Origin of the sequence: Shewanella sp. WXL01, assembly GCF_012263345.1 — a bacterium.
In the GTDB taxonomy this organism is placed as follows: domain Bacteria; phylum Pseudomonadota; class Gammaproteobacteria; order Enterobacterales; family Shewanellaceae; genus Shewanella; species Shewanella maritima.
This window is the reverse complement of sequence record NZ_JAAIKQ010000001.1, coordinates 1,017,600-1,038,803: the sequence shown is the minus strand read 5'-3', so window position 1 is coordinate 1,038,803 and position 21,204 is coordinate 1,017,600. Positions and strand designations below refer to the sequence as shown.

Genomic DNA, 21,204 nt, shown 5'->3' with positions numbered 1-21,204 from the left:
GATAACCTTTCAAACTGTTGATGGGCTAGATATTGCGAGACGCTAACTAATGCTAATGCGATAATCTGGCTTGTTAGCCACCAGATGCACTGCACTGGTTGTACGCTCTAAAAAGCCACCTTCGCAGTAACTAAAATAAAACTTCCACATACGAACGAAATCATCGCCATAACCCAGTTGTTTTACCTTGTCGTACGCGGCGTCGAAATTATGATGCCAGTCAGCCAATGTACGCGCATAATCATAGCCAATATCATCAATCGAACACGCCACCATATCAGTCTTATTCGCGAGGTGTTTGGTCATCTCACTCACTGATGGCAAACAACCGCCGGGGAAGATATAGGTCTGAATAAAGTCAACTCCACTGCGATAGCTATCATACCTTTGATCAGCAATGGTAATAGCCTGTATGAGCATGCGTCCGTCTGATTTGAGCAACGAGTTAAGCTTGCCAAAGAATCCACTTAGATATTCATGTCCCACAGCCTCAATCATTTCGATAGACACTAGTCGGTCGTATTTACCCTCGAGTAAACGGTAGTCTTGCTTAAGCAGGGTAACTTTATCCTGTAAACCCAGCTTTTCAATACGCGCTTTTGCGTAGTCATACTGAGCGTCCGATATCGTAGTTGTGGTTACCTCAACGCCATAGTGCTGAGCAGCATAAATGGCTAACGCGCCCCAACCGGTACCAATCTCAAGTAAGGTCTGGCCAGGCTTTAAATCAAGACGCTTACAAATGGTATCTAACTTATGGATTTGAGCCTGCGCCAGGCTTGAGTCGATAAACGGATAAATTGCGCTTGAGTACAACATTTCTGGGTCAAGAAACTGCTGGTACATGTCGTTACCTAAATCGTAGTGCGCAAGGATATTGCGTTTTGAACCCGCCTTAGAGTTACGATTAAACATGTGCTTGAAGCGATTGACCACTCGACTAAACCAGGAGAACTTGCCTTCGATGCTATCAAGCAGAGCTAGGTTTTTGGCAAACACCTGCACGACTTTGGTTAAATCAGGGCTAGTCCAATGGCCTTGGATGTAAGCTTCACCGGCACCAATTGACCCACCAGTTAACACCTGACGATAAAAACTTGGGTGGGTAACGTGAATACTGGCATGAATATCTGATTTAGGATCACCAAAGCTCTGCGAGCCACCGTTTCCCTGCTCTGCGGTGTCATGAATGGTGAGAAACCCGTGTTGCAATCCAGATAGCGCTTTTAATATGAGCTTTTTCGCCACGTTTTGAGAAAGCGTCGCCTGAGTAAGTACAGATCCGTTAGCTGTATTTTCCATTTTTCACTCCGTTGCAACATGATTTGCTAATGTAAAACCAATAATTAAGTTAGAAGCTTATACGCACACGATGACGATTTGGTTTAACGTGTATCAATTCGAATAACTTAAGTTCGAGTATGCGCCTAATACGCTTAGACCTCGGCATTCTTCGAGACCAGCGCACTCTTGCCAAGAAATGGGATCTTCTTGCGCCAGATCTTGAATGCTTGCCAGTAAATACGCGCAACTATGCCAAATGTCATCAAAGGAAAGCGCCAGGCAAAACTTCGTAAATTCGCTTTAGAAAAAGGTTGCTGTTTGAGTGCCATATTGGCTTCAAACAAACGCTGACGACCACTATCTAGGTTGCTGATACTGACAGAAAACTTATTTTCTGGTGGCAATACTCGCCAGCGATATTGCATATCGAGCCCCATGAATGGCGAGACTAAAAAGTCTTTGTCTGTCATTTGGGTTGTCGATAATTCCACTAAATAACAATGTCTTTCATTCCAAGGCGTGTTACTCACTTCAGCCAACATCACTCGCGCTTGCCCATCTTGATAGCAAAAGTAAAAATTAACCGGACTGAAGTAAAAGCCAAAGTGGCGCATCTGTCCGGCAAACAACACCTTATCAATACAATCTGGGTCAAAAGCCTCAGTTTGAGGAGCTTGAACGCCCTGCGACGCTTGTGGCTCTTGTGAAAAGCAGGATAGCTGAGTGCTATGCTGCTCAGCTAAACGCTTAACCACTGATATGACCCGCGACTTAAGCGCACTGGCACTATCTTCCGATTTAACTATCGCTAGCTCTTCGTCAAACTGCTTATCAAGCTGATTAAGGTAGTCATTGCAATTAAAACGTATTGGAGCAAAACCAGATGATGAAAAGCTAGCGCTAAGCTCAGAGAGGTTATTTAACTCATCAAGGTCAATTACTAACATGGCAAAAGGATAATTAAACTGATGCACACTAGGCGCAAAGCGTCTGTGCATGACACTGCCTCGATAAATGCCGCCGTTAAATTCACTATGCGCACTGTCAGTTTTCTTAACCATTAGAGTTCAACCCCAAGCATATTGCACACATCAACCGCGCTGCGCACACCGTCTTCATGAAAACCGTTATACCAATATGCGCCAGCAAAATAGGTATTGTTTTTACCATTAATGAGTCCGCGCTGAGCCTGAGCATCGCTCGCTGCTTGATTAAATACTGGATGAGCATAGTTAAACTTACGTAAGATCTTCGACTCATCAATCAGTTGCGTTTGGTTTAAGGTTACACAAAACGTCGGTGAGCCTTTAGGCAATCGCTGCAGAATATTCATGTTATAGGTCACACTCGCAGGTCGTGACAACAGCTCCGCCTGGCTCGCCCCATCTAAACGATAGTTCCAACTTGCCCACGCAGCCTTGCGCTTTGGCAACAAATCGGTGTCTGTGTGCAGCACTACCTCGTTGTTTTGATAAGCCAAATCACTCAGCAACCGTTTCTCATCATCACTGGCATCACTCAGCATGGCTAACGCTTGATCGCTATGACACGCAAGTACCACATCATCAAAAAGCTTAACTTCACCGTTATTAAGTGTAAGTTCAACACCATCATCGCTGCGCTTCACCTGCTTGATTGGCGTATTAAGGTGTATCTTGTCCGCATATGGCGCGGTTAAACCTGGAATATAGCTGCGTGAGCCGCCTTCAAGGACATACCACTGAGGCCTGTCGCTGACATTAAGCAAGCCGTGATGATGGAAAAAGCGAATAAAGAACTGCAGCGAGAATACCCGCATATCGTCAATACTTGCCGACCAAATAGCCGCGCCCATTGGCAAAATATAGTGCTGAGAAAAATACTCGCTAAAACCTTGCTCGTCTATGAATTGCCCTAATGAGGCATAAGGAAAATTGTCTTGCTCATACAATTCTTTGCAAATGCGGTTAAAGCGTAGGATCTCTTGTAAAAATCGATAAAATCTAGGGTTCAGTAAATTGCGTTTTTGCGCAAACATGCTCCAAAGACTATGGCCATTGTACTCAAGCCCAGTCAGCGCATTGTGCACGCTAAAACTCATTTCAGTTGGCAACGAGCTCACGCCAATCTGCGCCATGAGTTTTTGAAATCGAGGGTAAGTGCGATCGTTAAATACGATAAAGCCAGTATCAATTGCATAACTTTTGCCATCGACTTCGACATCGACGGTTGCCGTATGCCCGCCAATATAGTCATTGGCTTCAAACACAGTCACATCATACTGTTTACTCAATAAATAGGCTGAAGTTAAACCTGCAATACCACTTCCTACTACGGCTATTTTTTTCATTTTACGTCCTGTTTGTGATTGCCTTTGTTTGTCCAGCTTATCTTGTAGCTAATTCAAATTATTCGAGTTTTACCTGCTTTGCCTTAAACTTGCTTCACCCGTTTAGTTGCTGATGATTTGCTATTTGATGTTAATTTCGGTCCAGAATCTTGCTTGCTACGAGAGCTTTTGTTGTTAGCATCAGCCCCTAATAGTTTGAGCTTGATAAATGTCGGCAACATACCTAATAACTTCAACATATAGGTGAACCGCCTAGGGAAATGAATATCATTGCGGCCAACTTTCATGCCTTGATAAATATAACTTGCTGCTTGCTCACTAGAGATGCGCATTGGCATCGAAAAATCATTTTTGTCAGTTAACGGTGTTTGAACAAACCCTGGATGGATGACACTGACATGTCGCTTAGATGCTTGGAGATCTACGCGCAAGCTTTCTGCCAAATAAGTTACTGCAGCTTTTGATGCGCCATAGGCTTGAGCACGGGGAAACGGCAAATAAATTGCGCTCGAACTCATTAATGCAATGCGCCCATCCTCGACTAACAGCGGCAAAAAAGCCTCTAAGCAAAAACCTGTTGCAACAACATTAGTATTGATGACCCTAGCAAACAGGTCACTGTCAAAACGCGACACATCATCTATGTACTCGCAACTTCCCGCATTAAGCACAACTTGAGTGAGGCTTAGGTTTTCATCGGCAATGAGCTGCTTTAGTTGCTCACCGGCAGATAACACCTGCTGCTTGTTGGTAATATCAAAACTAAGCTGATGAATCTTGCCTTGAACACAACCGGTCGATGAGTTGTTGTCGAACGAGATTGCACAACTAGCCGCCAAACATGATTCCTCCAGCAACGCTAACTTAGCGCTGTTGCGCCCGCAAGCAATGACCTGCCAACCCTGATCAAAATAATGTTTTGCTAGACTGTAGCCAATGCCCGAACTGGCCCCGGTAATAAGGACACAAGGCATTGTATTTTGGCCATTAAACTCTGTTGAGCTAGAGCCTGCTATATATTGTTTACTCATCTGTTGCCACCCGCTGTTTAATTTTGTTAATCGCCCAACCAAGCACAGGTATGTGTTGATAAACCATAGCTGCTCCATCGAAGTAGTCCCTGTGGAACATCACCTTGTCGGCAAATTTGAGTTGGCTCATGCCTTCAACTTCAATTGGCTCACCCTTGGCGAGTTTGGGGTGTTGATAGGTCATAGTCCAAAACACGCTGGCATGGTGAACATCTAAACTCTGCGGCTGACCTGAACTGATATCAACCTGGTGAATATCGAACTTGATGGCAAGCACGTTTTCATACATGCCAGCAAAGTAGTGCTTCAGCTGTTGCAATCCTTTGATGTGATGAAGCGGATCTTTAAACTCGATTTGCTCGTTATAGACTTCATCAAGTAGGCTCAAATTATCTTTACCTAGCTTCTGATACATCGCGATAAAATTTGCAATAGCACTAGGCAGCTCAGCTTCAACGCCTTGAGCATTAATGCCCTGTACGCTTTCACTTTTAGCTAACTTAACCTCTGTGCCGTGCGTAGTGCTTGCTGGCACACTCGCTAGGTTGCTGGCATCAGCCATATTTACTCCCTATCTTTTATCGAACCGATCTTTTATCGACCTTATCTTGTATCGATCAACGGCTTGCTTCAAAAACAAAAAAATAACTGCTTAACAATACGTTAAAAGTTAGCTCAAGGATCAGTTCATGTCTCTTTTTATCTCAAATGTATTTGAGATAAAGCTTTCTCAGTCAACAATTTCTAGCCTCGCCAATTTTTACGCTTTGAAAACAAATTTCAAACACCCAACACACGTCTGCAAAACAGCTAACAAACACTTTTCGGAAACTCGCCCTCAAAACCGCCTCAATATGCGCCTTTGCTAAGTAGATCACAGCATGCAAGCACAAAAAACATACAATGCGCGCCCTTTGAATTTTCATCGCAGCACGGTGAAGCACAAGGTCTTACCCCTTAGATAAACCAAGATCAAACTAGAGCGCAGCATCCATGAACATTACTGAGTTTAGCTATCAAGTGATTGCCCAAGGCATTGGCTTTATTGCCATGATTTTTGGCTGGCGCGCTTGCACACAAGACTCGCGCTCAGGCTTTATGCGCAACAATATGTTGGCATCACTGCTCACCGCAATACACCTAGGATTAATGGGCAGCATGGCGGGTATGGCTAATCAGCTGATTAATATGGGGCGCTTTACTGCAGGGCAAAGCAGGCGTTGCCGTACAGGGGCAAGGCCACTAATACTCGCCACAGGATTTAGTTTAATCGCCCTATTACAAGGGATTTTGTGGGCGCAGCATTGGAGCGAATGGTGCGCGGTTGGCGCTGGGGTGTTCAGCAGCTTTGCGGTGCTATATTTAGCACAAAACAAACTAAAGCTGGCGTTTGTGCTTACCAACTTGATGAACCTAAGCCTTTCTTTATATTTACTTTCTTGGTCTGGGATGATTTACCAAGTTGTCGCAATCGGTTTGTTGCTCAAGCAAATTCATCTCGAAGGCGATGTTGAGGGTGAGATAAACCTTGAAGGTAGTGACGCAGGCATGGAAGCATCTAAAGCCTAGATATTAACCAAACCCAGGCATCAAGCAAACCTAGGTCAGCTCACAGGGCGAGTGCATGAGAGATTGATTATCAGCCATGTACTAAAGGAAACGCGCGGTAAATATTCGTAACCCCAGCCCGTAGATGATCCAACAATAAATTTGCAAAAAATAAGCGGTGACTTACATCACCGCTTGGTTATTTATAAGAAATTTTGTCGACTTAGTTGTCAGCTAAATCAAATGGGTCATCAATTGACTTCGCAGGCTTGGTAAACCATTTAGGACCATCAGCAGCCATATAGAAATGATCTTCATGGCGCACTCCAAACTCACCCGGTACGCATAACATTGGCTCGTTACTAAAACACATGCCAGCAGCAAGTGGCGTATGATCGTTTAATACCAAATATGGCCATTCGTGAATATCTAAGCCAACACCGTGACCTGTGCGATGCGGCAGCCCTGGCACGTCGTAACCTGGACCAAAACCCGCTTGCTCAAGCACAGTTCGTGCTGCTCTATCTACCTCGCTACATGGCGTACCAATTTGCGCTGCAGCAAAAGCGGCTAATTGCGCATCTTGCTCATATTGCCAAAGCTCACGTTGGCGTTCACTTGGCTCGCCATATACATAAGTACGGGTAATATCTGAGTTATAACCTTCAAGCTGACACCCAGTATCAATCAGCACAGTGTCATTCAGCTCAAGCGCTTTGGGCGACATCACACCATGTGGATAGGCGCTGTCTTCACCAAATAACACGATACAGAAGTAAGACCCTTTTGGTGCGCCCACCTTAATGTGCGCCTGATGAATAAAGGCTTCAACTTTTTGCGTGGTAATACCTTCACGCAAAATACTTGCAGCGGCTATATGCACCGCAAGCGTCATATCTTTAGCACGCTGCAATAAGGCAAGCTCGGCAGCTGATTTAATTTGACGACACTTTGCACTCACGCAGCTTGCATTAATAACTTCAACATTTGTGAGTGCTTTATCGATACCATTGGCGATAAAGAAGGCTGCAGCTTCATCAACCGCTACTCGGTTGTAATTAAGCCCCATGCGTTTGACGACAGTAGCAAATAGCGCATAAGGACTTTCATCTTCTTGCCAGGTATTTACCTCGCCAGTAATTTGCATAAAGCCTTTTAGAGTGTCGAGCTCGAATGCTGGGGCAATAAACTCTAGCTCACCGTTTGCTGGCAAAATCGCGCCCACCATACGCTCACTTGGATACCATCTCAGGCCGGTAAAATAATAAAGGTTGGTACCAGCATTGAGGTACATGGCATCAATATTTTGCTCAGCCATGAGTTGCTGAGCTTTGGCGATGCGCGCCTTGAACTCACTTAGCGCAATCGGCTCAACGCCTTGAGTCATATTTTCCAAGGTCGCTAACGCCTGCTCTGGCGTTTTTCCACCTACACCAATTGTCATTACTCTCTCCAATAATCTATTACGCACCTAGCTGCTCAAATCCGCTCGTAACATCTGCTGAGACAAGTAAAAGGCTCAAACTACTGAATCTGAATTCGGAAAGATAGCTAAGTGCATATACTGTAAAATTGCATACAATATATCATCATCTGCGAATATTGTGCTATCGTCTGCAGCAATCAGTTTTACATTGGCAAGAAAACTAGCACATTAAGCAATGGCTGATTGTTAGTTAACTAGACCACAAGTCATTACAAAAATATTAGCAATATAAGCTCTGCTAGCCCTTGCCAGCTAAGGTTTAATTGCCATAATAGCCTCACAATCTTCGCTCACGCTTTACTTATGTGATGAGCAGTAGCGTGACAAAAAATAATGATAAGCACTGCCTAAAGCAGCCCAATTGGAGTAGATATGCCTGCAACTATCGCCGACCGCCTAAGCCTTATTCGTCAATCAATGTCAGAGCAAGCCGTTGATGCCTTTATTATTCCCCGCGCCGATGAATACTTAGGCGAATACGTACCCGAGAAAAACGAGCGCCTATTGTGGGCAACCAATTTTACTGGCTCGGCAGGTATGGCAATTGTTCTTGCAGATACTGCTGCGATATTTACCGATGGCCGCTACACTGTGCAGGTACGCCAACAAGTTGATGGCGAGCTATTTCAATACCTAAGCTTGGTTGATGATCCACAAGTCGAATGGTTAATTGACACCTTGCCTAGCGGCAGCACAGTAGGCATTGATGCACGCCTGCATACGCTTGCATGGTACAAACAAGCTAAAAGTAAATTCGACCAAGCTGGCATTAAGCTTAAATCAGTTGCGGGTAACCCGATTGATCAACACTGGCAAAACCGTCCTAACTTGCCGCAAACGCCTATCACGCTATTTAGTCATGAGTCGGCTGGCGCAGACAGTGTACAAAAGCGAAAGCAGATTGGTGAGCTAGTGGCTAAAGCCGGTGCTGACGCAGCCCTTATTAGTGCACTAGATTCATTCTGTTGGCTACTAAATCTCCGTGGTAGCGATGTTCCGCGCTTGCCAGTATTGCTTGGCAACGCGATTTTATCTGCCAATGGCGACATGACCTTATTTACCGACACCAGCAAGTTACCAGCGAATGCACTTGAGCACGTTGGAGCAGGCGTGAGCGTTAAAGATGAGTCAGAGCTAGAGCAAGCCCTATTAAACCTCGGCGACATTAAGCTATTGGCCGATCCAAATACTGCCAATGCCTGGTCGCAGTTAACTGCTGAGCAAGGCGGCGCAAGCTTAGTTGCAGGTGCAGACCCTGTTGCAATCCCTAAAGCACAAAAAAATAGCGCAGAGCTTGCCGGCATGTACGCCAGTCACGTGCGTGATGGCGCAGCCGTTTCTAAATTCTTAGCCTGGTTAGATAATCAAGTTGCTCAAGGCAACATGCACGATGAAGGCAAACTTGCCGATCAATTAGAGAGCTACCGCCTGCCAGATCCGCTATATCGCGAGCCAAGTTTCGATACTATTTCGGCAACCGGCGCCAACGCTGCCATGTGCCATTACAACCACAACAATGGCACGCCAGCAACCATGACGCCGAACAGCATCTATCTGGTCGACTCTGGCGCGCAATACCTAGATGGCACCACTGACGTTACCCGCACCATTGCCATTGGCGAGGTGACGCCAGAGCAAAAACAAATGTTTACCCTAGTGCTAAAAGGTCATATCTCGCTTGATTTAGCCCGCTTCCCGAAAGGCACAACTGGTCAGCAACTTGATGCGTTTGCCCGTCAACATCTATGGCAATATGGTTTTGATTATGACCATGGAACAGGTCATGGTGTTGGTCACTTCTTAAGTGTGCATGAAGGGCCGCAGCGCGTCGCGAAAAACGCCAACAATGTGCCACTACTGCCGGGCATGGTGATTTCAAACGAGCCAGGCTATTACCGTGAAGATGGCTTTGGTATTCGTATCGAAAACCTAGTTGCAGTGCGCCCATGTGAAGCACTTAACGGCAGCGAGCGTGAAACCTATGAGTTTGACGCGTTAACGCTTATCCCAATCGATACCCGTCTGGTAGATAAATCATTAATGACCGCAACTGAAATCAATTGGTTAAATGATTATCACGCTAAAGTTCAGCAGACCATTAGCCCACTACTTAGCGGCGATGAATTAGCTTGGTTAACTCAGGCAACGCGAGCTATTTAGTAGCCCTAAAATTCAACTATCAAGCACGACATGATCCATTTAGGAGAGCCATTTAGGAGAGCTTAGGCTCTCCTTTTTTGTGGAAGATAAGTATGCGAACTCGCCAAACAATTCTAGGAGGTATTGGAGCAAGTCTTTACGGCAAGGATGCCATAGCGAAGCCATCAGGGATGATTTTACGGCGGCTTGCGAATCTATCCCCTAGAGTTGGTACCTCATTGAACAATCTTGGACTCACTGTAGCAATGAGACTGCTTCAACACTTGCACCATCAGCCATTTATTATCAATTAGCCCCACATAACCATGAAATTTATATTTATCGGCACTTGCTAAGGTCCATTAGTTAAAAACAGCAGTGAAAACTCTGATAAAATTCAAGCAATCGACAAAAGTTTGCTATACTCCGCGACCGCAAAATGACGACTCGGTGTTGAGTGCACTAACCAATATGCGCCCAGACCCACGAATTAACAGGAAATCAGCATGAAATTTGAATCATATAGCTTCGCTCAAGAAATTCTCAGTGCGATCGCTGACTGCGGTTATAAAGACATGACCCCAGTACAAAGACAAGCTATTCCTGCTATTCGTCGTGGCGAAGACGTGCTTGCCAGCGCGCAAACAGGTACAGGTAAAACGGCAGCCTTTGCTCTGCCGATTTTGCAGCGTATTGCTGAGCAACCAAAAGCACTGCAGCACTCAAACACGCGCGCGTTAATCCTAACGCCAACCCGTGAGCTAGCGGCGCAAGTTGCTGACAACATTAAAGACTATGGCAAAAACCTAGAGCTAACGGTTCACACCATTTATGGCGGCGTGAAGATGGACACGCAGTCGCAAAAGCTTAAAAACGGCGCAGATGTGATTGTGGCGACGCCTGGTCGCCTACTAGAGCACATAGTTGCCTGTAACTTGAGCCTTTCAACCGTTGAGTTTTTAGTGCTGGATGAAGCTGACCGCATGCTGGATATGGGCTTTAGCTCAGATATTCAAAAAATCTTGCAAGCGGTGAATAAAAAGCGTCAAAACCTGTTGTTCTCAGCCACCTTCTCAAGCGCGGTTAAGCAACTTGCCAACGACATGCTTAACAAGCCAAAACTGATTAATGCCGACAAGCAAAACACCACAGCGGAAACCGTTAGCCAGGTGGTTTACCCAGTTGAGCAGCGCCGCAAGCGAGAACTGCTCTCTGAGCTGATCGGCACCAAAAACTGGCACCGCGTATTGGTATTCACCGCAACCCGCGAAGATGCTGACACACTAGTAAAAGAGTTAAACCTCGATGGTATTCACTCTGTAGTGGTACATGGCGAGAAAGCTCAGGGCAGTCGCCGCCGCGCGCTACGCGAGTTTATGGAAGGTAAAGCCCGCGTAATGGTGGCAACCGAAGTCGCCGCTCGCGGCCTTGATATTCAAGACTTAGAATACGTAGTTAACTACGATCTGCCATTTCTTGCAGAAGACTATGTACACCGCATTGGTCGTACTGGCCGTGCGGGTAAAACCGGTGTCGCCATCTCGTTTGTCAGCCGTGAAGAAGAGCGTACTTTGAAGGATATTCAAAAGCTAATCGGCCAGAAAATTCGCCGCATTTCAGTGCCAGGTTATGAAGTCAGTAGCCGTGAACTACTACTCAAACAAATTCAAAAGCGCCGCAGCTTTGCCAAAAAGAAGCAACGTAGCGACAACGCGGGCGAGCAAATGATTGCCGAGAAGAACCTAAAAGGTCGCCACGTCAAAGTCGGCAAGAAATCAAACAACGTGCAGTATAAGAAGATTAAGTAGCTGCTTTGTGCACGCTAGCTTCAATACCTGCTGAATACAAAAACGCCTTAGCGCTTAATGCCTAAGGCGTTTTTTGTATTCAGCTCACTAACTGTGCAAACTCAGGTTAATCTTTTAGCTGTCGAACATTAAAACTGCTCGCGCTCAAATAGTAACTAGCTGATATATAGCGTTTAGCTACAAAGCGATGTTGCAAATATGTTGTCAGCCATAGTATCTTGACTGCTCAAACAAGTGGTGCTGACTACGCACTCGTTGGTAAATTGTCTTTTGCTTTTTGCTCTAGACTTGAAAGTAAAGGGATTTACTCCAGATGCCAAAGTTAGCAACCTTCTAGCTCCTTCATACATGGATAGTAACAATGAACATTGACCAGTATCAGATTGGTTTTATAACCAGCTTCCTACCTGCCCCGTTAACAATCACAACCTCCCCTTTAAGTCGTTATAGCGACAACAAACTAACATCGAGTATCTTCAACAAAATACGCTTTTAGCACGACAATATGATGGGAAGTATGAAACTACTAACTAAGCCATTGGAATGGCACATGTACGCCCTAGGTTACCTCATGGCAGGAATCCTTTATTTACAAATCATCGCCTGTGCAGTGGGATTATCATTAATGGCCAGTGGGCTTGCCTTACTAGCACTGCCTTCAGCACCAGGAAATTATGTATTACTTGCCGCTTCGCTAGTCGGCACTGTGATTGGCATTGTTTGGGCAGAGTCCATTCGTAAGAATATTGGAATAATTACTTTCCATAGCTTCTTGTTGTCTACTCCTGAAATTGACGGCTGGCGAGATTACAACATCAAACGCAAAATTAGAGAGCGAAATATATAAGGGGCAAAACAGTCTCATACACTGCAAACACTAACAAAGAAAATAAAAAATACCCTAGCGTGAAATTTTCCCTCAACTACTCAGGTCTATTGTTGCACCTAGGTTATCGCCCGTGAATAACGGGCGTTTTAACCCATCAACTTAGTAGCAAACACAAGGACCTATAATGCTAAACAAGTTACTCGTTACCCTATTGTCAGCCGCTGTTATCACTTTTTCAGCTATGAGCATGTCAGAAGCTCAAGCAAAACCTATTGCCGTTGATGAGAACAATATTTCTCCACTGTTAAATGGCCATAACATTCCAAAAGTAACCCTTAACGACTATCAAGGTAAGCCTGTAGAGTTAGCAAAGCTGGTTGAAGCTAAGCCAACTATCTTCTTCTTTTACCGCGGAGGCTGGTGCCCATTTTGTAATATCCAAATGGGTCAACTCAAAGCCATTGAGCCAAAGTTAATTGAAATGGGTTTCCAGTTAGTGGGTATTTCTCCTGACTCGCCTGAGAAACTACGTGAATCAATGACCGACAATGAACTTAGCTATATGTTGCTGTCAGACGAGAACTTAGAAGCCACTAAAGCTTTTGGTTTAGCTTTCTTTACCAGTCAAAAGGTGACTGACATGTATCAAGCTAAGCTTGGTGTTAAAAACCACCTATTCAAAAATGCCCAGGGGCAAGAGCGCCTAGTGCTGCCGGTTCCAGCGATTTACATTGCAGATAACCAAGGCTTGATTCACTTTCAATATGCCAACCCAAATTACAAGGTGCGCCCAGCTTCTGAGTTAATCATGACTGCTGCAAAGCTGGTTGTCGCCAAGTAATCACTAAACTGTTTTACCCCACTGACTTCATCATCAAAAGTCATGTCTTTCAGCGTTGTCGCACCCCATGCTTCAACGCTGCTTTTTTATCTAGTTAACCCATAGATGACTGATAGCCATTATATGTAAAAAAAGGCGGCTAGCTAACTTTACGCCATTTCAAAAATTATCCTTTCTTTTCAATATCCTTTGCTACACTTTATCTAATGCATCGATTCACGCAGCACTCTCAACGATTAGACAATTTTAATAGATAATTTATTGGAGCATTGACGGCGGATATGACGAAAAGGACCTCTATCCTTAAGCGCCTTAACCGGGTATTTTACTTCATCATGATATTGGTGATTGTGAACACCGCTGTTTTCAGTTTCACCAGCTATCAAATTCAGTCCATCTCTAGCTCAACTATTCAATACGACTTTCCACTAGAGGCAGCATCTGCAAAGATGATTTCAGCCCATAAGTCGATGCAAAGTAATGCTGCTGAATACCTACTAGGCGACTATCAACAAAAAGCGATTTATCGCGATAATATCGAGCGATTAAATCAAGCTCAGCAGTTCATCTTAGATAACGAATTACTGCAAAACCCACAGCAAGTTGAGCTGTTTAATCAAATATCTGAGCTAAGTCAGGCAATCAATCAGATCTACATTGAGCAAATTTTTAGTCAGTACAATCCTGGGGATGAATCAGCAGCAGAGAACATCGCCATCAACCTGCTAAATACTGTCGCCATACCGCTTGAAACCTTGATAGAAAGTCGCGCCAATGACGAAATAGAAGGCGCTATGACAAGCTCAGACGAGAACGAGCTACGTAATGATGATATTCCTGCCATAAGTTATTACTTGAGGATGGTAGATAAGGTCGGCGACATGCAAAATGGCCTGTCTCGCTACCTACTCAATGACCCACACGCCAAGACAAGCTTTGAGCAAGACTCAAAAGAGTTTTTACAATGGTTTGAGTTAGTATCACCGCTTGAGCAAGATGCTGATGAGCAGCAGGACCTAGCTATTATTCGCCATCATTATCAAACGCTAGTTGATGACGGTAACCGATTATTCCAGCTCTATAATCCACTGCAATATCAAAATGCGATTCAAACCTTTAAACAGATGGAGCAGCAGCAACTTTCACAAATTGAAAATCTTCTCGGTCAGCTGTCGCAAAACTCACAAGATGAAGTCATAGATCAACTTGCCAGCCTTAGTTACATCAACAACCTTACCTTTGGCTTAATTGCCACCATGACACTGTTTGCGATTATCGTACTGTTTTCAATTCAACGTCATGCCCGTATTACCATTTACAAGCCTATTCGTGCACTTGCTCATGCGGTAGATAGACTGCGTCAGGGCGAGCGTAATATTGAGCTAAAACATAATAATGATGAGCTTGGCGATGTGTTTGTTAATGTCGCGCATTTTCAGCAAGACTTACAAGCGCTAGATGATCTACGCGAGCAAGAAAAAGCCTATAAACAACAGCTTGAGAGCGAGCGCGACAAACTAAAAATTGCCCTTGAAGATCTTAATCTTGCGAAGGATAAACTGGTCACAAACGAGAAAATGGCATCTTTAGGTGCCTTGGTCGCTGGTGTGTCCCACGAAATCAACACTCCAATTGGTATTGCGGTCACCATAAGCTCCACCTTTGAAAGCCGAATTAAAGAGTTTATGACAAAAGCCAATAGCGGCGAAGTGACAATGGAAGATCTTGAGCAGTTTGAAGCAGAAAGCCTAGAAGGCCTGGAGATCATGCTACGCTCGCTTAACAAGGCGGCAGAACTCATCCATAGCTTTAAGCGAGTGGCCATAGACCAATCAAGCGAAGTGAGGCGAGAGTTTAATCTTTTTGAGGTGATTAACGAGGTGCTCAACACGGTTAAACACCAAATAAAAACCAAGCAATATGTGGTCAATCTCAATGGCGATCAGGATGTGTTAATCGACAGCTACCCAGGCCCACTTGGGCAAGTCATCACTAACTTGTTCAATAATGCAGTACTGCACGGTTTTGATGGCAGTGATAGCGGTGAAATCAATATCAGCATTAGCAAAACCTGCAGCAAATGGGTTCAGATAATATTTGCCGATAACGGTAAAGGAATACCAAAAGATCATGTAGCCAAAGTCTTTGACCCTTTCTTTACCACTAAAATGGGGAAAGGCGGCTCTGGGCTTGGGATGAATATCGTGTATAACATAGTAAGTGGCATGCTTGGCGGCGAAATAAGCCTGAGTAGCAGCCAAGATGCGGATACTCACGGCACTCAATTTACCATCAATATTCCATTACAAGCACCACAGGGAGAATAGTGTATGTCTGGTGGCTTCTTAAAAATAAAAAAACACAAAGAGCCTAGTGAAGCAAAACCTAAGCTAGACCCTTGGTTGATTGGCATTATTGATGATGAACCCTCGATGCATGACGTAACTAAACTGGCGTTGTCGCGGATCACCATCTTTGACAGACCACTTAAATTTGTTAGCGCCTATAGTGCCCATGAAGGCTATGAGCTCATTGAACGTCACCCAGAAATGGCGCTGGTATTGCTAGATGTGGTAATGGAAACCGACGATGCTGGTTTGTGCTTGGTCAAACGTATACGTGAAGAGCTCAGCAATAAGTTTATTCAAATCATTCTACGTACCGGCCAGCCAGGTTTTGCCCCTGAAGAGCAGGTAATGGTCGACTACGAGATTAATGCCTACAAAACTAAAAGTGAGCTCACTCGCTCCAAGTTATTTACAGCTCTGGCAACAGGTATTAGAAGCTACCGACAAATCACCGCTCTTGAGAAAAGCCGCCAAGGGTTGAGAGCAATCATTGAAGCCTCATCTAACCTGATTCAAGAGCGCTCGGTTTATGATTTTGCTAGCGGCGTTCTGGATCAAATTAGCGCTTTATTTGAACTAAACACCGAAAGCATATTCTGTGTTTCCCAGCGACCGCATAATGGCCCGTCGGCCATTAGTGCCCGCCAATCGGATGAATACTTTGTGGTGGCGGCAAGCGAGAAGTATCAGCCTTTGTTTGGTAAACCCATTAGTGCAATCGGGCAAACCGGTTTATCTGATGCGCCAATTGATATCGTTAAACAAGTACTGCAGAAAAAGCAGCATATTTTTTCTGAGCAATATAGCTGTTTGTATTTAAGCACCCCTTCACAATGGGAAGGAGTGATCATTGCTGAGCGCGCTGAAAAATTAAAACAAGTAGATCAAGAGTTATTGCAAGTGTTCTGCATGAATGTAGCGATTGGGCTTGAGAATGCTAAGTTTTTCAATTATCTCAATAAAGCCGCCTATTATGATGAAGTAACAGGCCTATTTAGCCGCGCAGGTTTTATTGATAATGCACGCACATTCTATCGTAGCCATGGCGATGAACTGTGTTTGTATTTGCTTGATGTTGATTACTTCCACAATATTATCGAAAGCCTAGGCTACGACTTCGGTAACAAAATTCTTAAGCGTATTGCCCGCCACTTAATGGCTTCTTATGGGGAAGATGTGGTGCTAGCAAGGCTGCATTCAGACGTATTTGCCCTACTCCTGCCCCATAGCAATATCAAAGCGCAAGAAGTCGCCATGCGTAGCTCGATTCCGTTTAACATTGACGACCATGCTATTCGTCTAGGGATGACGGTAGGCGCAGCCAAACTCGAAGAAGGTGAATCCATCGACGAGTTCGACCCGTCTTTGTTGTTGCGCCACGCTGAAATAGCACTTAAGGTCGCCAAGGAGAATCGCCGCGGCTCGGGTGAGTTGTTCGATAGCAACTATGAGCGTAACTCTCGTCATCGCATGAGCCTACTCAGTGATATCCGCCAAGCTATCGACAGCAAAGAACTCTATTTGGTCATGCAACCTAAAGTGAATTCAGCTGATTTGAGCATCATGGGATACGAAGCACTGCTGCGTTGGGAACATGAGCTGCAAGGCAATATTCCGCCGGATGCCTTTATTCCTGCGGTGGAGAAATCTGGACTATATTATGATGTTGACCTGTATGTTGCACAGGCGACATGTGATTTAATTAATCAAAATAAACAGTTATCACATCCTATTTCGATAAATCTGTCGGCGAACTCGTTGAACCACGAAACCTTTGTCGAAGACCTACACAATGTGTTCATTCGCAATCAGGTGCCGCTAAACCGGGTGGAACTGGAGATCACCGAGAACGCACTTATTCACTCTGAAACAGCAATCCGTGAGCTAGATAGACTTGCCGCATACGGATTTACCATCTGTTTAGATGACTTTGGCGCAGGCTATTCATCCCTTGGTTACCTGCTGCGCTTACCTCTGCACACCATTAAAATCGACCGCGCTTTTGTGTCGCACCTAGAAGGCAATCAAAAAGCACAGGTGGTGCTGGAAGGCATTATCAACATGGGACAAAAGCTGGGTAAAGAAATGATTGTTGAGGGCGTAGAAACTCAGGCCCAGTTAGCTCTAGTAAGAGAAATGGGGGTGGAGCATATACAAGGTTTTTACTTCTTCAAACCTATGAAGATAGAGCAAATTTTAGAGTTGCAAAGCCAATATAAGCTGTAATCAATACAAGGTGATAACCTATTTAACCTAAGAGCGCCAAAATCATTTATAATTTGGCGCTCATTTTTATGGTTAATTTCACCACTCGGAAAACCCATGGCAACACAAACCTATAATCAGGCAATTCTCGAATTGGCTCAAACTGGCACTCAAGCACTGAACACTTGGGCAGCACAATTTAGCTCACCGCGCACGGCCGCGCAGCAAAGCCATTACTTGTGTAGCTGGATGGTTGAGTCGTTAAAAACCAAACGTTTCTCAAAACTGGTAGCCGATGATTTAACCATGTGGATCCGCACCGCTCGCAGTCAAGGCGCTGGCGCGCAGCTCGCCGAATTACTGGCAAATATTGAACGTCATTACCAAGTTGCGCAGCAGCACGACAGTCAGCTTGGCACTAAGCTCGAGCAGCTATTAGAAACCTTAGAAGAGCTAGATTGGCTAGTGATTGCCGACACCACTATTGATACTAAGTTAAAACTTAACAGTGAAGGTCAATCAAGCTTGGTGGTATGCGCAGATGTGCTCGAAGATGCAATTAAAGATGGTGAGCTAATAAAATCGATTCTGGTCTATGTGCGCGGCAATGAAGCTCAGTTTGCTAAGCAAGCGCTAGCACAAGGGTTGCTCGTCAGCCAAGGTAATAAAAAAGCCTCACTCATTAAACACCATAAAGCTTACCAAATCGGTGTCGCGAATCAGCTTAAACAGCTATGTTTGCTAACGGCGCAAGACTAAGCATCTGCTTTCACGGCTACGCCAATGATCGTCAATAAACTACACCTAGTGCTATCAGGGCTAGGTGCAGTATTAACGAGCGCTGAACTTTTCCCTTTTCTTTGTATTGCGCTTTCCTTTTCGCTTTTTCCTTACAAATATCTAATTTAGCGCTTACCTAAACCCTCCAAACGAGACGCACTGTTCGCAGCCACGTTCAATGCCACCGATAGACAAGCTTTAACATAGTTGAGATCTTTGTATCAGTTGTTAGACTGATATCAACCTATTGTTTTACCCAAAGGACAATTGCCTTGCGACTAGTTGTAACAGCCGTTTGCTTTTTCTCCATGTTAACTTGTGTCGCCGCTATGGCCGACACGGTGCTCAAGTACAATGTCAATGCATCAAGTGGCTGGGTTCCCTATTACATTCCCCATCAAGATGATAAGCCAGGGATCCTCGGTGAAATTGTGCCTCTGCTGATGGCAACGGCCAAAATTGACATCCAAAAACACAACTTGCCGCCAAGACGAACCAATCAAGCTATTGAAAATGGTGACTTAGACTTTGATTTTGTTAGCCCAGACTGGTTTCCAAACCATGATTTAGGTGAGCTATTTGTGCAGTCTGAGCCGCTAATGCCAATTAAAGAGTTCATCATTACCACTAAAGCCAATGCTGATGCATGGGCTGATATCAATAAGATAAAAGGTCAACGCATAGGTACGGTGCGCGGCTATTACTATCACGACACAGATCAATTCACTCGCGTAGATTTCAGCTCCGAGCGCGAGCTGATAAAAGCTATCTCGAAAAACCGTGTACAAGCGGCTATTTCAGGTGACTTACCCGCACTTTACTGGGCGAAAGAACTGAATATGCCGATTAGCCTCGCGGCACTGCATTCAGACGGATACCTTGTTATGCGACTTAGAAAAGAACACGCCCATTTGTTGCCCGCAATTAACAGTGCTATTAAACAATTGCAGCAACAAGGCAATGTTGAACAACTCATCGATAAATACACTAAGGCCGAGGTGTTTCAGTAACGCCATCTTGCTATGCTTAGCCCTAAAATGAGCCAATCAGTAAAACTAGTTCATCTATAAAACTAGTCATACAGAGTTAGGTATACCAAGATGATTATCCGCCCTATTGCTGCAGGTGACTGGCCTGCGATTATGACGATTCAAAGCCAGTGCTACTCACAAGACACCTGCGAGTCAAAAGCCGTTTTGCAAGATAAAGCGCAACACTTTGCCGACACCTGTTTCGTGGTCGAGTTCAATGGACAAGTTGCAGCCTATGTTTTCGCTCATCCCTGGCAACAACTTGATGCTCCCAGTTTAAATCTTGAGCTTACCTATATTGAGTCCGCAGACTGTTTATATATCCACGATATGGCAGTAAGCCCAAACTTTCAGGGTAAAGGCATTGCCAAGCAATTATTCAAGCAGCTGTTAGCAATCAAGCAGCAAAACCAACTAGGTCACATGGCATTGGTTGCCCTGCCTGAAGCGCTGGCATTCTGGCAAACACTTGGTTTTAGCGCGCCTAACGTTTTACCTGATAAGGTTAGAGCCTCACTGGCTAGCTACCCAGAAAACACCCAATACCTTACCCGCAGTTAATGGTATCAGCCTTCCTTACGCTTCAGTCCAAGCTTTAAATTAGCTTAAACATCCGCTCGCTATGCTTGGACAAACTCGGGTTCCGTGTGACAATAGCGACAATTTTTGAACCAGTACATTTGAGGCGCACTTATGGCTCGCCAAGTTATCTACACCTTTAAGGGTGAAACCAAAACCATCGCATTTAGTTACGACAAACATCACGATTTGTATGAAGCCGCGGCAGAAGCAGAAGGTATCGACCTGACTAACTTTTTAAAGATGGAAGCGCAAATTGCCATGACGTCAAAGAAAGGCGCTAAAGCTGAGCGCGACTTTAGACGCACTGAATTTGCCCGCTTTGGTTTTACTAGCATTAAGTTCGTTCGCGAAGACGACGAGCCTGCTAAATAGCATTCGCTAACCGCTCGACAAACAACTCAAAAACAACAATAACTGATTAATAGTGAGTGATAGATGATTAACCCAGAACACGCTAACTTCCCTCGCGCTACCTTCTTTCGCCGAATCGGTGCCATGATCTACGACGCGATGCTAGCCGTCGCTGTGTATATGTTTGCTGGCGCTATCGGGTTCGGGATATTTTTTGGGTTAACCAGCATAGGTCTAGTATCAATGAATGGTTACGAGCATGTATCTGATGCCTTAAATAGCACCCCAGTCTACTCAGGAGTCTATCAATTTTACCTAGCATGCTGCGTTGGTGGGTTTTACGCGCTATTTTGGAGTCGCGGCGGTCAAACCCTCGGCATGCGCGCCTGGCGTTTAAAAGTTCAACACCCAAATGGGCAAAACCTTAGCTTTATCACCGCTTGCGCTCGCGTAGTTTGGTCGTTGCTTGGGATAGGCAACTTATACATTTTACTGAATAGTGAAAAGCTAGCACTGCAAGATAAACTGACCCAATCTGAAGTGGTTGTGTTATCGGTTGAGGCTAACCAGATGCGTAACTGGCATGGTGCTTAGTCTCAACAAAATGCTTTC

Annotated in this window: 18 protein-coding genes; 12 read left to right on the top strand and 6 right to left on the bottom strand. The window is 44.8% G+C overall.

Going from position 1 to position 21,204, the window contains the following annotated elements:
* Positions 1-42: 42 nt before the first annotated feature.
* The 5 genes from G3R49_RS04455 to G3R49_RS04435 form a co-directional block, all read right to left on the bottom strand.
* Positions 43-1,302 carry a cyclopropane-fatty-acyl-phospholipid synthase family protein gene (locus G3R49_RS04455; RefSeq protein WP_167868743.1) on the bottom strand — a complete coding sequence of 420 codons (1,260 nt, stop codon included), beginning with the start codon at positions 1,300-1,302 and terminating at the stop codon, positions 43-45.
* A 134-nt stretch (positions 1,303-1,436) separates the two neighbouring features.
* Positions 1,437-2,345 (bottom strand): DUF1365 domain-containing protein, encoded by a 909-nt coding sequence (locus G3R49_RS04450; protein WP_167868742.1) that lies wholly within the window; start codon positions 2,343-2,345, stop codon positions 1,437-1,439.
* Complete coding sequence (locus G3R49_RS04445) at positions 2,345-3,613, bottom strand: NAD(P)/FAD-dependent oxidoreductase (protein WP_167868741.1); 1,269 nt, start codon at positions 3,611-3,613, stop codon at positions 2,345-2,347. The genes G3R49_RS04450 and G3R49_RS04445 overlap by 1 nt, the downstream gene beginning before the upstream one ends.
* 83 nt (positions 3,614-3,696) lie before the next feature.
* Positions 3,697-4,587: an SDR family NAD(P)-dependent oxidoreductase gene (locus tag G3R49_RS04440; RefSeq protein ID WP_167868913.1), complete on the bottom strand. Its 891-nt coding sequence runs from the start codon at positions 4,585-4,587 to the stop codon at positions 3,697-3,699.
* 49 nt (positions 4,588-4,636) lie between these two features.
* Positions 4,637-5,059: a nuclear transport factor 2 family protein gene (locus G3R49_RS04435; protein ID WP_245335269.1), complete on the bottom strand. Its 423-nt coding sequence runs from the start codon at positions 5,057-5,059 to the stop codon at positions 4,637-4,639.
* 578 nt (positions 5,060-5,637) lie between these two features.
* Here G3R49_RS04435 and G3R49_RS04430 point away from each other — a divergent pair.
* Positions 5,638-6,213: a YgjV family protein gene (locus G3R49_RS04430; protein ID WP_210147091.1), complete on the top strand. Its 576-nt coding sequence runs from the start codon at positions 5,638-5,640 to the stop codon at positions 6,211-6,213.
* Positions 6,214-6,415: 202 nt separating this feature from the next.
* Here the strand turns inward: G3R49_RS04430 and G3R49_RS04425 are convergent, their stop codons facing one another.
* Positions 6,416-7,636, bottom strand: a complete 1,221-nt coding sequence (locus G3R49_RS04425; protein ID WP_167868739.1) for a Xaa-Pro peptidase family protein — start codon at positions 7,634-7,636, stop codon at positions 6,416-6,418.
* 414 nt (positions 7,637-8,050) lie between these two features.
* On the opposite strand from G3R49_RS04425, the gene G3R49_RS04420 reads away from it, so the two are divergent.
* The 11 genes from G3R49_RS04420 (at position 8,051) to G3R49_RS04370 (ending at position 21,186) form a co-directional block, all read left to right on the top strand.
* Positions 8,051-9,838: an aminopeptidase P family protein gene (locus tag G3R49_RS04420; RefSeq protein ID WP_167868738.1), complete on the top strand. Its 1,788-nt coding sequence runs from the start codon at positions 8,051-8,053 to the stop codon at positions 9,836-9,838.
* Between the two features lie 485 nt (positions 9,839-10,323).
* Entirely contained in the window at positions 10,324-11,625 is a 1,302-nt protein-coding gene (locus G3R49_RS04415; RefSeq protein ID WP_167868737.1) for a DEAD/DEAH box helicase, read from the top strand.
* A gap of 571 nt (positions 11,626-12,196) precedes the next feature.
* Positions 12,197-12,472, top strand: coding sequence for a hypothetical protein (locus G3R49_RS04410; protein ID WP_167868736.1), 276 nt, complete (start codon positions 12,197-12,199; stop codon positions 12,470-12,472).
* A gap of 223 nt (positions 12,473-12,695) precedes the next feature.
* Positions 12,696-13,295, top strand: coding sequence for a peroxiredoxin-like family protein (locus tag G3R49_RS04405; protein WP_167868911.1), 600 nt, complete (start codon positions 12,696-12,698; stop codon positions 13,293-13,295).
* Between the two features lie 281 nt (positions 13,296-13,576).
* The gene (locus G3R49_RS04400) at positions 13,577-15,622 is read left to right on the top strand and encodes a HAMP domain-containing sensor histidine kinase (protein WP_167868735.1); all 2,046 of its coding nucleotides are present in this window, start codon (positions 13,577-13,579) and stop codon (positions 15,620-15,622) included.
* A gap of 3 nt (positions 15,623-15,625) precedes the next feature.
* On the top strand, positions 15,626-17,869 hold the full coding sequence (locus G3R49_RS04395) for an EAL domain-containing protein (protein ID WP_167868734.1): 2,244 nt from the start codon (positions 15,626-15,628) through the stop codon (positions 17,867-17,869).
* A 96-nt stretch (positions 17,870-17,965) separates the two neighbouring features.
* A complete protein-coding gene (locus G3R49_RS04390) occupies positions 17,966-18,607 on the top strand; it encodes a DUF2913 family protein (RefSeq protein ID WP_167868733.1) in 642 nt (213 codons plus the stop codon).
* Between the two features lie 293 nt (positions 18,608-18,900).
* A complete protein-coding gene (locus G3R49_RS04385; protein WP_245335233.1) occupies positions 18,901-19,638 on the top strand; it encodes an ABC transporter substrate-binding protein in 738 nt (245 codons plus the stop codon).
* A 90-nt stretch (positions 19,639-19,728) separates the two neighbouring features.
* Positions 19,729-20,220 (top strand): GNAT family N-acetyltransferase, encoded by a 492-nt coding sequence (locus tag G3R49_RS04380; RefSeq protein WP_167868732.1) that lies wholly within the window; start codon positions 19,729-19,731, stop codon positions 20,218-20,220.
* Positions 20,221-20,352: 132 nt separating this feature from the next.
* Complete coding sequence (locus G3R49_RS04375) at positions 20,353-20,613, top strand: DUF2960 domain-containing protein (protein WP_130598094.1); 261 nt, start codon at positions 20,353-20,355, stop codon at positions 20,611-20,613.
* A gap of 63 nt (positions 20,614-20,676) precedes the next feature.
* A complete protein-coding gene (locus G3R49_RS04370; protein WP_130598095.1) occupies positions 20,677-21,186 on the top strand; it encodes an RDD family protein in 510 nt (169 codons plus the stop codon).
* Positions 21,187-21,204: the final 18 nt, after the last annotated feature.